We start from the raw sequence: 12,823 nt of genomic DNA, 5'->3' as shown, positions 1-12,823 counted from the left end.
CGCAGCGGCCGCGGGGTGACCACGGTTACGATGCCCTTCGTGACTGACGCCCCCGCAGACCGTCCGATCAAGGTCCTCGTCTACAGCGACGACGTGAACACCCGTCAGCAGGTCATCCTCGCGCTCGGTCGCCGTCCGCACCCCGACCTCCCGGAGCTCCAGTACGTCGAGGTCGCCACGGAGCCCGTCGTCCTGCAGAACATGGACCGCGGGGACATCGGCCTCGCGATCCTCGACGGCGAGGCGGTCCCTGCCGGCGGCATGGGCATCGCCAAGCAGCTCAAGGACGAGATCTACAAGTGCCCGCCGGTCGTCGTGCTCACCGGCCGGCCGCAGGACGCCTGGCTCGCCACCTGGTCGCGCGCCGAGGCCGCGGTCCCGCACCCGATCGACCCGATCCAGCTCGCCGAGGCGGTCGTCGCGCTGCTGCGCCCGACGGTCCCCGCCACGAGCTGACACCCCGCGGGCGGTCAGCCGCCGCGCCACTAGCCTGACCCCATGTCCCACACCTGGCCCGACGTCCTCTCCACGCTGGTCGCCGGGCGCGACCTGACGACCGAGCAGGCGCGATGGGCGATGGACGAGGTGTTCGCCGGTGCGGCGACCCCCGTCCAGCTCGCCGGCTTCGTCGTGGCCCTGCGCGCCAAGGGCGAGACGGTCGAGGAGGTGTCCGGCATCGCGGCGGCCATGCTGGCCGCAGCGAACCCGATCTCCGTCCCGGGACGGCTGCTGGACGTCGTGGGCACCGGTGGGGACCGCTCGATGTCGGTCAACATCTCCACGATGTCCGCGATCGTCGCCGCGGGCGCGGGCGCCCGGGTGGTCAAGCACGGCAACCGCTCGGCCTCCTCGCAGTCCGGCTCCGCGGACGTGCTGGAGGCGCTGGGCATCCGCCTCGACCTCGCGCCGGCGCACGTCGCGCAGGTCGCCGAGGAGGCCGGGATCACCTTCTGCTTCTCCGCCGCCTTCCACCCCGCGATGCGTCACGCGGCGGTGCCGCGCCGCGAGCTCGGCATCGCCACGACGTTCAACGTCCTCGGTCCGCTGACCAACCCGGCCCGCCCGCAGGCGCAGGCCATCGGCTGCGCCGACGCCCGGATGGCCCCGGTCATGGCCGGCGTGCTCGCCCAGCGCGGCGTCGACGCGTGGGTCTTCCGCGGTGACGACGGCCTCGACGAGCTGACCACGACGACCACGTCCACCGTGTGGCGCGTCTACGGCGGCGACGTCACGGAGCACACGGTGGACCCGGCGTCGCTCGGCCTCGCCCGCGCGACCACCGAGGACCTCCGCGGGGGGGACGCGTCGCACAACGCCGACGTCGTACGTCACGTGCTGGCCGGCGAGACGGGGCCGGTCCGCGACGCCGTCGTGCTCAACGCCGGGGCCGCGCTCGCGGTCCACGGTGCGCCTCAGGACGACGTCGACGTCGCGCTGGCCGTGGGGCTCGCGCGGGCGGAGGAGTCGATCGACTCCGGCGCCGCCGCCGCCGTGCTCGAGCGGTGGGTGGCGGCCAGCTCGGCCTGAGCCGACGGTCAGGCGACCTCGAGGACGTAGGACTCGCCCTCGCGACGGAAGCCGAGCCGGTCGTAGTAGGCGCCCACCATCCCGGGCGGGGTGATCACCCGCCGGATGCCCCGGTCGCCGAGGAGGCTGCTGCGTCGCCAAACGAACTCGCCGGGCGAGAAGTCCCGGTAGCGGGGGGTGACGTAGTCGAGGAGCACCTCGGCGGTGTCGCCTTCCGTGTGCAGCAGCACCACGCCGACGGTCTCGTCGCCCTTCTGCACGAGGAACGCGTCGTGCGTGCCCGCCGGGTCGTGCACGAAGTCCGGGTTGAAGCGCAGGATGTCGGCGCCGTGCACGCGCAGGGTGTGCCGGAGGTACTCGTCGGCGGGACCCACCTCGAGCACCTCGAAGACCGAGTCGTCGTGGCGCTCGCGGAGCAGCCGCACGATGAACCAGGCGTTGATCGCGACCAGCACGACGTTCATGCCGACCATCGGCCACACCGACAGCATCGCGTTGAACACGATCAGGATGACGCACGCGACCGCGTTGAGCACGCGCAGCCGCAGCACGCTGGCCTGGAGCAGGGAGTAGACCAGGAGGGCGCTGCCGCCCCACCCGAGGAGGTCGAGCCAGTGGTCGGCGAGCCAGGTCACGGCGGGAGACTATCCCCCACCGTGGCCGGGCCACAGCCATCTCGAGCTACTTGACCTTCACCGTCCACTGGCCCGGCTTGACGAGGGCGTTGCCGGCCTCGTCCCTGATCCTGGTCTCGGCGAACTTGAGGGAATAGGTCTTGCCGTTCCGGAGCTTGGTCTTCGGTTTGATCGTCGCCTTGAGTCCCGCCTTGACTACCACCCTCGCCTTGAGCGGCTTCTTCTTGCCTTTCAGGTACAGCTTGATCGTCTTGCCACTGACGCCTGTGACGCGCTCACTGAATTTCACGACGAAGACCGACGACGGCTTGCTGGAGCCGGACGGCCTCATCGACGTCACCCTCGGAGCGGTCCCGTCGACCCGGAAGCTCCCAGTGGCGCTGGTCCCCAGCGTCCTGCCGGCTGCGTCCAGTGCAGTGACGTTCCAGGTGTAGCTGCCGGTGGGGATCGCCTTCGTGGTGGCATAGGCGTTGCCGGTCGTCGTGACGCTCGCCAGGCGGGATCCACTGCCGCTCGTTGCGGTGAGGGAGTAGCTCCCCGCACCGGGAACGTCGGTCCAGGCGAACAAGGTGCCCGCACCCGGCTGCCAGGATCCGTTGGCGGGGGACGTGAGGACGGGTGCTGCGCCCAACGACGTGAACTGGGAGGGGGCAGACCACGGGCCAGGATTTCCGTCCGCGTCGGTTCGTCGCACCCGCCAGACGTAGGGCGTGGGGTCTGCGGGGATCGGCTCGGTCCACGCGTATGCGGGTGTCTTGACGGTGGCTGCGAACAGGCGGTTCGCAGCTGAGAACGACCGATCGTTGTTCTTGTAGACCTCAACGGTGTAGCTGGCAGCGAACGCCTGGGGTGCCCACCGGAGTGGCACCGTCCCGGAAGTGGTCGCGCGGTTGTCCGGGGACTCCGGCTGCACCGGCGGGCTGGCCTTGACGAGGCTTTGGACGGCCGACCAAGTGAGCCCGTTGTCCTCGTCATCCCGCGCCTGCACGCGCCAGAAGAGGGTGCCCTCCGGGTACAGCCGGTCGACCGCGGTGTAGGTCGTCTGGTCGACAACTTGGTCGTCCAGAAGTGGGGCCTGGAACGACGGCTCGTTGTCCACCTGGATTCGGTAGGTCTTGGCGGACTGGTTGGACTTCTCGCCGAGCCAGGCCATGGCTTGGTTGTCCGCGTGGTAGTCGTCCCAGTTGAAGGTGACCTCAGTGCCGGACCCGGTGTCGGGGTACGGAACGGTGTCGAACGTCACCGGTGGTGACACCTTGCGGAACGACTTGGTGTGCAACGGGACGGCGGACGACAGGGGGTCGGGACCGCAGTCGGACGTTGTCCTACAGGCGCGGACGTGCCAGTGATAGGCCTGCCCGGCGGAGCTGTCGGGAAGCGATGACATCTGGTCGCCCACCTCGAGGGTCAACATCGTGTTGCTGGTGCTGATCGGCACGCTCCTCGAAGCCAAGACAGAAGTGGTGAACTTGCTGTCCTGGCCGATGTAAACCAAGTACCTGCTGATGCCCGGCTTGGGATCCCAGGACAGCACCGGGTTGGAAGGCAAGCCGTCGCAGATCGCAGTTGAGCAGCCGGACCCGTTGGCGTTGACGGAGACCTTGAGTCCAGTCACGTCGAAGTCGACGAACGCTGAGTTGGGTGCTGGGCCGCTCCACACGAATGCTTGAGTCGGGGAGAAAAGCTGTCCTGGCAGCCCGTCGCGGTCGTACGGCTTGTCCAGCGGGCGCACCTTCCAGTAGGTCACGGCCGGCGACGAACGATAACCGCAGTCGCTGGAGCTCCTCGGCGCATATGTGGTACCCACGACCTCACAGATGGTGAAGGTCCCGGGCGAGAAGTTCTCGTTGTTCCCCACCCACAGCTGGTAGCTGGTGGCCTTTGGCACCGGCGTCCACTGGTACTTCTGTTGCGTCTCGTTAAGCGTGGGTGGGAGCCTGGGCGAACCCGTCGGGTAGACAGGCTGCACCTGGTCCTCCCACACGCGGTTGAATCCGAAGTTGGTGGTGGACCACTCGGTCGCCTGACCGTTGAGGTCCACGGCGCGCACGCGCCACCAGAACTGGTCGTTGTTGAGCGTGGTCCTGGGGGAGTAGCGAGTGCTCTGCACGCCGGTCGCCGACGTCGTCGTCGCCGGGTCGAAGGTCGGGCCGTCGGAGATCTGCACGTCATACGACCGAGCGCCAGGGACGGGGGCCCAGTCCACAACCACGTCCCCGACCTTGGTCTCCACGCTGTCCGCCGGGTGGATCAGAACGGGCTGGGCCAGAGGGAGCACGTTGAAGGTGATCGCCTGCGATGGCAGTGACACCAGGCCCGATCTCTTGACTGCGGTGACGCGCCAGAACCAGTCGCCCGCAAAGAGCGGGTCAGGCACTACCAAGCTTGTGGACTTCGTGGAGTAGGACTTCGACCCGACGAAGTCCGAATCACCGTCCACCTCGACCGTGTACGACGTGGCGCCGGGACTGCCGTGCCATTGAAGCAGCGGCGGGCTGCTCGGCTGCGCCAGGTCGGCGCCCGGCGGGGGGGACACCGGAACCGGCACGTTCACTGGCGATACAGCGATCGGGTTGCCCTCGCGCCAGGGTGAGGTATCGGTGCCCTTAACGGCGCGCACGCGCCAGAACTGGGTGCCGGACCGGAGTGCAGTCGTAGGAGTCGCGCGATAGTTCACCGTGCTGAGGTTGAGCTCGGGCGAGCCGAACCTGCTGTCGTTGTCGACCTGCACCTGGTAGCTGGTCGCTCCGGCGACGGGCGACCAGGCCAGTGCCGGGATGCTTGCTCCCTCTGGGCCGGCGGACAGACCGGACGGTGCAGCGACGGCAGCGCCGGCCGCCGGCGCGGTCATTGTCGTGACGACCAGAGCCAGCGCGCTGGCGACCCCGATACGAGTAACAGTGTGTGACATCCGGACGGTCCCCTCGTGTGTGACGCAGACGCGCCACGGTATGGCCTGCAGCCCGCCCACCGTGCCGAAATGGCCCCGCTTGGTCAGAAATGACCAGGAGGTGCGCCCGATCGGTCACGAGGTGGTGGAGCCGGCCCGGAGCGCTACGGTGACGTCATGATCACCGCCATCGTCTTCGTCAAGGCCGACGTCGCGCGCATCCCCGAGGTCGCCGAGGCGATCGCGTCGCTCGACGGGGTCAGCGAGGTCTACTCGGTGACCGGCCAGATCGACCTGATCGCGCTGGTGCGGGTGCGCGAGCACGAGGAGGTCGCATCGGTGGTGGCGGACCGGCTGAACAAGGTGGCGGGCGTCACCGAGACCGAAACGCACATCGCCTTCCGCACCTACTCCCAGCACGACCTGGAGTCGGCGTTCAGCATCGGCCTCGACTGAGGGACCTTCACCGCACCGGCCGGTGCACCGGGGAGGGCAGCCGGTGCTCGTCGAAGGGGACCAGGGAGAGCCGGGACTGGTTCACCGCGTCGTAGACGGCGAGGTGCCGCGCCGCGCCGCCCAGCGGGCAGGTCCACTCGCCCTCGACGTCGACCAGGCGCACGCCGGGTGACTCCAGCCAGCGCAGGATCTTCTCCGACTCCTCGGCGGTGGCGGCCGGGACCGGGCCGGGGGCACCGGCGACGGTCTCGGCGGCGGCGGTGAGCTCGCGGACGTACTGGTGGGCGTCCGCCCCGGGAGGGATGACGCCTGCCGCGGCCAGCCGGCCGTGGCGCACCACGTGCACCGACCACCGGCCGTCGTCCTCGCGCCGTGCGGCGACGATCTCCCGGCAGCGGGTGAGCGCCGAGAGGCGCTGGGTGCGGGCCGCGGCCCGGACGAAGGTGGCGAGCCGGTCGCGGTGGACACCCGCCTCCTCGAAGCGCTCCCGGTCGGCCAGGGCGGTCATCCGCCGGTTGATCGTCTCAACCACCTCCTGCGGGCTGCGCAGCAGCGTGTCGCGCAGCTGGCGCACGACGGCGGCATAGGTGGAGGCGTCGGTCGAGCCGTCGCACGGTGCGAGGCAGCGATCCATCTCGGCCAGCGCGCAAGCGGAGCCCGACGGGACCCGGGGGAGGCGGCCGCTGCACTGCCGGACCGGGAAGGTCTCGTGGAGCGCGGCCAAGCACTTCTCCGCGGTCTTCCTCGACGAGAAGGGCCCGAGGTAGTCGGCATCGTCGTCGAGCACGGTGCGCACGAGCGACAGGCGGGGCCAGGCCTCCCGCGTGAGCTTGAGGAAGTGGACCTTCTCGGGGAACCGGGAGCGCCGGTTGTACTTGGGCTTGTGCTCGGCGATCAGCCGCAGCTCGCGCACCTCCGCCTCGAGCGGGGTCGCGCACTCGATGCCGGTGACCGAGCTGGCCAGTCCGACCATCTCGCCCATCCGCGAGCGGGTCTCCGAGGCGGTGAAGTAGGTCCGCACGCGGGTGCGCAGGTCGCGGGAGGTGCCGACGTAGAGCACGCGCGAGCGGTCGTCGCGGAAGAGGTAGACGCCCGGCGCGTGCGGAAGTCCCTCCGCGAGGTGGCGCTTGCGCCGCTGGGCGGTGCTGACGCGCGCGGAAAAGGTCTGCAGCTCCTCGAGCGTGTGCACGCCCAGGCCGCCCAGCCGCTCCATCAGGCCGTGGAGGACGTCGACGGTCGCGCGCGCGTCGGTCAGCGCGCGGTGGTCGGGGGTGGTCGCGGAGCTGAAGACGCGGGCCAGCGTGGCGAGCTTGCAGTTGGGCGCGTCGTCACGGGTGATCACGCGGCGGGCCAGCTTGGCGGTGTCGAGGACCTCGAACCGGGGCCACGGGCGACCCTGCTCACGGGCGAAGTGCTGGAGGAACCCGACATCGAAGGGCGCATTGTGGGCGACCAGCACGCAGCCCGCGGCGAACTCCAGGAAGGCCGGGAGGGCCGACTCGATCGGCGGTGCGTCGTGGACCATCGAGTTGCTGATGCCGGTGAGCACCGCGATGAACGGCGGGATCTCGGTGTGCGGGTTGACGAGCGTCTGGAACTCACCGAGCACCTTGCCCCCGCGCACCTTCACCGCGCCGATCTCGGTGATCATCGACCCGCCCTGCGCCGATCCGCCCGTCGTCTCGAGGTCCACCACGCAGAAGGTGAGGTCGCGCAGCGGCCGCCCCAGCTCGTCGAAGCTGCGCTGGGCCTCCCAGCGGGACGTCCCGCGCGCTGGTCGGTGGGCGGTGGTGCTCATGTCCGACGACGCTAGACGTGGGATCCGACATCGGCGCGGTGGCACGCGGACTACGCTGACCGCCTGCCCGCTGCGGGCGCCACCGACCCGCCAGCCCCCCCGCAACCCCTGACCCCCGAGCCCCCAGGAGCGCCCGTGCCCGACCAGACCGCAGACCCCCGCGTTCCCGGCGCCGGCGAGCGGTGGCGGTGCGCCGGCTGCGGCAACCTCACCCGCTTCGACGTGACGCGCACCCGGCGCACCACCGAGTACTGGCACTTCGACCTCGCCGGGGAGCACCAGGTGGAGGAGGAGACCCTGCGCTCCGAGGACGTGGAGTCGGTCTCGTGTCGCTGGTGCGGTCGCGCGGACGCCATCGAGGTCGTCGACCGGGCCTCGGCCGACACCGCCGGCGACCCGGCCGCCGGATGACGGCACGTCGGTGAGCGAGCCCGCGCCCCTGCCGGAGCGGCTCCGCCTCCGGGTGGTCGCGCTGGTCTCGGCCGTGCTGCCCTCGGTCACGCCCGTCCCGCCGTCGCTGCGCAAGGTCGCCGGCTTCGCGCCGGCGCGACGCGCGCGGCTCGGCGCGTCGGCGATCTGGGCCGCCCTGGAGGACGACGTGTTCCGCGAGCACGCCGGCGTGCAGGTCGCCGCCGTGCCGCCGGCCGCCGGCGACAGCCTCGATGCCGCGGCCCGCGCCTGGCTGACCAGGGAGGAGGGCTGGGAATCCGTCGTCTCGGAGGCCGTGGACTCGCTCGGCGACGACGAGGTCCGCGACGACCGCGCCCAGGCCGAGCTGGCCAGGCTGGCCGCCCAGGTCGCCTCGCTCCAGGCGGAGCTGGCGACGCTGCGCGCGGAGCACCGCGAGGAGCTCGACCGTGTGCGGGCGGAGCACAAGGTGCTGCGGCAGCGACTGGGGGAGGCGCGGGGCGTGCTCCGTGCCGCCGAGGAGGAGCGCGACACCGCCCGCGCCGCGCGTGACGCGGCGCTGGCCACTGCCGAGACCGCTACCCGAACCGCGGAGGCCGACGTACGCCGGCTGCGTGCGCAGCTCGAGGAGGCGGAGTCCGGTCTCGCCGCCACCCGTCGCGACGCACGCTCCGAGCGCGAGGCAGCCAGCATCCGGGCCCGGCTGCTGCTCGACGCGGTCGTCGACGCCGCGACGGGCCTGCGCCGTGAGCTCGCCCTCCCCGCCGTGAGCGGTGCGCCCGCGGACGCCGTCGAGGCCGAGCTCGCCGGCATCGACGCCGCCCCGACCTCGAGCGCGCCCGCGACGCCCGCCCTGCTGGAGCAGACCCTCGCCATGCCGCGCGCCCGCCTGGTCATCGACGGCTACAACGTCACGAAGGAGGCGTGGCCCACCGCCAGCCTCGAGGCCCAGCGCAGCCGGCTGGTCTCCGCGCTCGGACCCCTCGTGGCCAGGTCCGGGGCGGAGACCACGGTCGTCTTCGACGCGGCCGGATCCACGACACGGACGGCCATGCCCGCCCCGCGCGGGGTCCGCGTCGTCTTCAGCCCGGAGGGCGTCATCGCCGACGACGTGATCCGCCAGCTCGTCGCCGCCGAGCCGCGCGGCCGGGTCGTCGTGGTCGTGACGGGCGACCAGGCCGTCGCACGCGACGTGGGACGCGAGGGCGCACGCGTCGTGCCCGCCTCGGCGCTGCTGGGCGTCATCACCGCCTGAACGACGCACCGCAGGGCCCGCTGTCGGTGCCTCCTGCCACCGTTCGGGGCATGACGACACGGATCGACTGCGACACCTGCGTGGTGCGCGGCCTGCACTGCCACGACTGCGTGGTCACGGTGCTCCTCGGCCCGCCGCCCGAGCTGACCATCGACGACGACGAGATGGCCGCGCTCGACGTGCTGGCCACGGGCGGCCTGGTGCCCCCGCTGCGGCTCGTGGAGCCGGTGGCCGCACCGGTCATCGAGTCCGCCTGAGCGACATGCGGAGGCAGCCGGGAGGCAACCGGGGAGGCAGCCGGGGAGATTGTCCCGAATGTTGGCGACGCCTCCGCGAGGCGTCTAGGGTAGGGCCCGACGTCCGTGGAAGTGGGTCACCAGGCCCGCGCGGGCGTCGCGCCGAGTCGTGGACCGCACCAGGTGCGGTCGCGAGCCGGGGAACCACACTTCCCCCTGGGGTGAATCCTCTGTGAGGCGCACTGCGCGAGCGGTGCGTGGAGCAGGGGTAGGACACGTCGTGCCGAACCCGTCAGCTCACCCGGTAGGCGTACGACACCCCGAGGAGTTCCCCCGCTCGTGGCTCACGCCCGCAGGCGAGTCGGCGCGACCGCTCTTGGTCTCTCCGCGATCGCTGCCATCGCATTCGTCCCTGCCACCCCGGCCCAGGCCGACCCCGACATCGAGGACGTCAAGGCCCGCGTCGACCGCCTCTACCACGAGGCGGAGGCCGCTCAGGAGCGCCTCCACGACGCGCGCCTCGACCTCGCCGAGCTGCGCCGCGACCTCGCCGGGCTCCAGGCCGACCAGGAGCGCCAGGACGAGCGTCTCGACGCCGTGCGGGCACAGGTCTCCGACGCCGTCGTCCGCCAGCTCGAGGGAGAGGGAATCTCGACCGTCGGCCATATCGTCGTGTCGGAGGACCCGGGCTCCTTCCTGGACTCGCTGTCCACGATGTCGTCGTTCAACGACCTCCAGTCCTCGCTCCTCGCCGACTACGACACCGAGCTCGAGGCCCTCGAGATCCGGCGCGAGGCCACCGACGAGCGCACCGACGAGATCGCTGAGCTCACCGAGCAGCTCAGCGCCGAGAAGTCGACGGTCGACGAGAAGCTCGCGCAGGCGAAGGACGTCCTCGCGGACCTCGAGGCCGAGGAGCGGGAGCGCCTGCTCGCCTCGCGCAGCAGCACGCCGCGCATGCCCAGCTCCGTGCCGGCATCGGGACGCGCGGCGGCCGCCGTGCAGTACGCGATGGCGCAGGTGGGCGACGCCTACGTCTACGGCGCCATGGGCGAGAACGCCTTCGACTGCAGCGGCCTGACGATGCGTGCCTGGGCGCAGGCCGGCGTCTCGCTGCCGCACTCCTCCAGCGCGCAGTTCAGCAGCGGCCCGCGCGTCGCGGCCAGCGACCTGCAGCCGGGCGACCTGGTCTTCTACTACAGCCCGATCAGCCACGTCGGCATGTACATCGGCAACGGGATGATCGTGCACGCTGCCAACCCCGGCACCGGTGTCGCCGTGTCCGGCCTCTACTCGATGCCCTTCGTCGGCGCGGTCCGCCCTGGCTGACCAGCCGGCCTCGAAGGCCGGCCGTCCACTCCGGTGGGCCGCCGGCCTTTCGCTGTGCCTGGTGGTCGCGGTCGTGGCGGTGCTGACCCGCGACGGCCGTCACGAGGTGGCGCCGCGCCCGGTGGACGTGGCGCGGGCCAGCCCGGCCGAGGCGACAGCAGCCCTGTCGGCCTTCGTCGCGGGGGTCCGGGCGCGCGACGCGGCCGCCCTGGCGTCGCTGGCGCCCGCTGGACGGCCGGCGTCGGAGGACCTCCTGGCGGGGATCGCCGCGAACGCCGCGTCCCTCGACCTGCGGGCCGTGACGGCCCGCTACGTCGACCAGGTGGGGGTTGTGGGGGACGACGGCTCCTGGTCGGGGGTCGCGGAGGTCACCTGGCGCCTCGGCGGGCTCGAGGTCCAGGCCGCCCGCACCGACGTCGCGGTGACGTTCGCCCCCGACGCGGACGGACTGGGGATCGTCGGCTTCGGCACCGCGGCGGCGCCGGCCACCAGGGTCCCGCTGTGGCTGCGCGGCCGGCTGGCGGTGTCACGCGCGCCGGGCGTGCTGGTCATGGTCGACGGGGACCGGGACGTGGCGGAGGCCTTCGTCGACCGCGCTGTCCGCGGCGTCGACGTCGTACGGCGCGTGCTCGCGCGCTTCCGCGGTCCGGTCGTCGTCGAGGTTCCGGCCACGGCAGCGGACCTCGACGCGAGCCTCGGCGTCCCGCCGGGTACGTACTCCGGCATCGCGGCGGTGACGGCGAGCGCCGGCAGCACCGCCGAGGACGACGCGCCTACCCACGTCTTCGTGAACCCGGAGGTCACCGCCGGGCTTCGGCGAGCGGGTGCGCAGGTGGTGATGACCCACGAGCTCGTCCACGTCGCCACGGACGCCGTCCGCAGCCCGGTGGAGCCGTGGCTGCGCGAAGGGTTCGCCGACTACGTGGCGCTGCGCGACACGCGCCTGCCGGACCGCACGGCACTGGGTCGGGCCATCGAGGCGGCGCGCCGCGACGGCGTCCCGAAGGCGCTGCCGACGGCTGCCGACCTCAACACCCGCGCCGCGGACCTGCAGGCGCGCTACGAGGAGGCCTGGCTCGCGTGTCGTGTGATCGCGGAGCGGCTGGGGGAGCGGAAGCTCCTGGAGGTGTATCGCGCGGCGAGACGTGGCGTGTCGAGCGCTTGGTCCTTGCAGCGTGCTGGATTGGCGCCGGACACGCTCATCCGTGCCTGGCAGGCCCGTTTGCGACGCTACGTCAGCTGATTGAGTACGCAGAGCCGACCAGAAGTGCATCCAGGACGACCGGCGCGCCTTCATCCTCAACTGATGGTGATGCTTCCAGAACCATCGCGCGGATGAATTGCACGTCGTCCGTCGTCAGTGTTGTCGAGGTTCCGGGGGAGCGATTGGGGTCGTGAATCAGTCAATCAGCGACCCACGGATTGCACCCAGCGGCTTGCTGTCACATCACGGTCGTCAACCACGTGGCCAGACCGTCGAAGTACGTGTTGAGTGACTCCCCGAAGAAGCCGACTCCCGCAACGATCGCGATGGCAGCGAATCCGACCAGAAGGCCGTACTCGGTCGCGGTGGCGCCACGCTCGTCGCGGGCGGCGCTCTTAGTGCTTGGGATCACCGTGTCTTCCTCCATCGTTGCAAGCGAAGAGGCTGGTCATTCCCGGTCGGGAATGACCAGCCTCTTGGTCCTGGCGCTAGATCACTCGGCCGCGGGCGCGTCGTCCCAGGTCGCGACGGTGCCGCCGAGGCTGTTGAAGAAGTCGTTGAGCGCGTCGCCGAAGAAGCCGACACCGACGACGATGATGAGCGCGATGAGGCCGACCAGCAGGCCGTACTCGGTGGCGGTGGCGCCCTTCTCCTCGTCACGGCCGACGAGCATGAGGGTGATGAACTTCTCGAGCATAATGATTCCCCTTGAAAGTGTGATGAGTTCTCGGTTCCGAGCCCACGAGGACCCGTCGAGGACAACTCTGCCAAGTACGCACGGGTTGCCGGATCGGGTGATCGGCCCGCGATGCTTAGCCTCTTGTGACTATCTCGAGCCCACCCTGTTGCGCCCGCGAATGGTCGTCCGGGGGGGCAGGTGCGCTGGTCGGGCAGGGGTCGCGGATCGTGTGCCGCCGCGTTTGACGGAGCTGGCGCGGCGGGGACCTCCAAGGGGCGAGGATGCACGAATCCTCGCCTCACTCCTGATGACGCCGGCGCGGACGCCGGTGCGTCGGCGGAGGTGCCAGCGCGCCAAGCGGATGGCCGGGCGGTCGCGGATCCCTGCGCTTCAGGGGCAGCCGCCA

General features: G+C 71.3%; 13 protein-coding genes and 1 riboswitch. Of the genes, 8 read left to right on the top strand and 5 right to left on the bottom strand.

Translation table 11 applies throughout. The annotated features are described in order from the left end of the window. The first annotated feature begins 39 nt into the window (after positions 1 to 39). Entirely contained in the window at positions 40 to 456 is a 417-nt protein-coding gene (locus tag J3P38_RS01735; protein ID WP_307807644.1) for an Rv3143 family two-component system response regulator, read from the top strand. A 42-nt stretch (positions 457 to 498) separates the two neighbouring features. Continuing rightward, positions 499 to 1,527 carry an anthranilate phosphoribosyltransferase gene (gene trpD, locus J3P38_RS01730; protein ID WP_210502503.1) on the top strand — a complete coding sequence of 343 codons (1,029 nt, stop codon included), beginning with the start codon at positions 499 to 501 and terminating at the stop codon, positions 1,525 to 1,527. Between the two features lie 8 nt (positions 1,528 to 1,535). Here the strand turns inward: trpD and J3P38_RS01725 are convergent, their stop codons facing one another. Both J3P38_RS01725 and J3P38_RS01720 read right to left on the bottom strand, forming a co-directional pair. Next, on the bottom strand, positions 1,536 to 2,162 hold the full coding sequence (locus J3P38_RS01725; RefSeq protein WP_210502502.1) for a YgjV family protein: 627 nt from the start codon (positions 2,160 to 2,162) through the stop codon (positions 1,536 to 1,538). 46 nt (positions 2,163 to 2,208) lie between these two features. Further along, positions 2,209 to 5,073 (bottom strand): Ig-like domain-containing protein, encoded by a 2,865-nt coding sequence (locus J3P38_RS01720; RefSeq protein WP_210502501.1) that lies wholly within the window; start codon positions 5,071 to 5,073, stop codon positions 2,209 to 2,211. A gap of 156 nt (positions 5,074 to 5,229) precedes the next feature. On the opposite strand from J3P38_RS01720, the gene J3P38_RS01715 reads away from it, so the two are divergent. Beyond that, a complete protein-coding gene (locus tag J3P38_RS01715; protein ID WP_210502500.1) occupies positions 5,230 to 5,508 on the top strand; it encodes an Lrp/AsnC family transcriptional regulator in 279 nt (92 codons plus the stop codon). 7 nt (positions 5,509 to 5,515) lie between these two features. Here J3P38_RS01715 and J3P38_RS01710 read toward each other — a convergent pair whose 3' ends face one another. Next, on the bottom strand, positions 5,516 to 7,306 hold the full coding sequence (locus J3P38_RS01710) for a DEDD exonuclease domain-containing protein (protein ID WP_210502499.1): 1,791 nt from the start codon (positions 7,304 to 7,306) through the stop codon (positions 5,516 to 5,518). A gap of 135 nt (positions 7,307 to 7,441) precedes the next feature. On the opposite strand from J3P38_RS01710, the gene J3P38_RS01705 reads away from it, so the two are divergent. The 5 genes from J3P38_RS01705 to J3P38_RS01685 all read left to right on the top strand — a co-directional run bounded on the left by J3P38_RS01705 (position 7,442) and on the right by J3P38_RS01685 (position 11,777). Next, positions 7,442 to 7,717: a hypothetical protein gene (locus J3P38_RS01705; protein ID WP_210502498.1), complete on the top strand. Its 276-nt coding sequence runs from the start codon at positions 7,442 to 7,444 to the stop codon at positions 7,715 to 7,717. Between the two features lie 10 nt (positions 7,718 to 7,727). Further along, complete coding sequence (locus J3P38_RS18245) at positions 7,728 to 8,969, top strand: NYN domain-containing protein (RefSeq protein WP_210502497.1); 1,242 nt, start codon at positions 7,728 to 7,730, stop codon at positions 8,967 to 8,969. A gap of 50 nt (positions 8,970 to 9,019) precedes the next feature. After that, positions 9,020 to 9,226 (top strand): hypothetical protein, encoded by a 207-nt coding sequence (locus J3P38_RS01695; protein WP_210502496.1) that lies wholly within the window; start codon positions 9,020 to 9,022, stop codon positions 9,224 to 9,226. A gap of 139 nt (positions 9,227 to 9,365) precedes the next feature. After that, positions 9,366 to 9,518, top strand: a riboswitch (cyclic di-AMP (ydaO/yuaA leader). A gap of 26 nt (positions 9,519 to 9,544) precedes the next feature. Continuing rightward, a complete protein-coding gene (locus J3P38_RS18240) occupies positions 9,545 to 10,534 on the top strand; it encodes a C40 family peptidase (RefSeq protein WP_210502495.1) in 990 nt (329 codons plus the stop codon). A 61-nt stretch (positions 10,535 to 10,595) separates the two neighbouring features. After that, positions 10,596 to 11,777: a hypothetical protein gene (locus tag J3P38_RS01685; RefSeq protein WP_210502494.1), complete on the top strand. Its 1,182-nt coding sequence runs from the start codon at positions 10,596 to 10,598 to the stop codon at positions 11,775 to 11,777. 199 nt (positions 11,778 to 11,976) lie between these two features. On the opposite strand, the gene J3P38_RS01680 is transcribed toward J3P38_RS01685, so the two are convergent. Together J3P38_RS01680 and J3P38_RS01675 are read right to left on the bottom strand one after the other, a co-directional pair. Further along, positions 11,977 to 12,165, bottom strand: coding sequence for a Flp family type IVb pilin (locus tag J3P38_RS01680; RefSeq protein ID WP_210502493.1), 189 nt, complete (start codon positions 12,163 to 12,165; stop codon positions 11,977 to 11,979). Positions 12,166 to 12,231: 66 nt separating this feature from the next. Further along, entirely contained in the window at positions 12,232 to 12,435 is a 204-nt protein-coding gene (locus J3P38_RS01675) for a Flp family type IVb pilin (RefSeq protein WP_210502492.1), read from the bottom strand. Positions 12,436 to 12,823: the final 388 nt, after the last annotated feature.

The sequence above is a fragment of the Nocardioides xinjiangensis genome (assembly GCF_017916455.1).
Taxonomy (GTDB): Bacteria; Actinomycetota; Actinomycetes; order Propionibacteriales; family Nocardioidaceae; genus Nocardioides; species Nocardioides xinjiangensis.
The sequence above is the reverse complement of the archived record's forward strand: the minus strand, read 5'-3'. Positions and strand labels throughout refer to the sequence as shown.